We start from the raw sequence: 283 nt of genomic DNA, 5'->3' as shown, positions 1-283 counted from the left end.
GTCATTGGCGCCATGCATGCGATAAAGCACCAAAGGCGCGGCGATCGTTTCGACATCGCCCATGTAGGGAGCCATGGCAATGCAGGTTGAGTCCGTGAACGAATCGTAAGTCCCATCAAGCGGAAAGATCTTTTCCAGAAAGCTGCGCGCGTAGGCGTTTCCCGAACCCGGTGGCGTGGGATATTCGGAGGTCTCATAAGCCCAGTGACGGATCGCCTCACAGGACAATCCGGGAGGGATCTTCGGAATGACGTTTCTGATCTTCGGAACGACGTTTTGTATC

Annotated in this window: 1 pseudogene; it reads right to left on the bottom strand. The window is 54.8% G+C overall.

The features are described from left to right. Window positions 1-283, bottom strand: a pseudogene (locus EN859_RS38940) (hypothetical protein); the annotation flags it as partial.

The sequence above is a fragment of the Mesorhizobium sp. M00.F.Ca.ET.216.01.1.1 genome, from assembly GCF_004010325.2.
Taxonomy (GTDB): domain Bacteria; phylum Pseudomonadota; class Alphaproteobacteria; order Rhizobiales; family Rhizobiaceae; genus Mesorhizobium.
The sequence above is the reverse complement of the archived record's forward strand: the minus strand, read 5'-3'. Positions and strand labels throughout refer to the sequence as shown.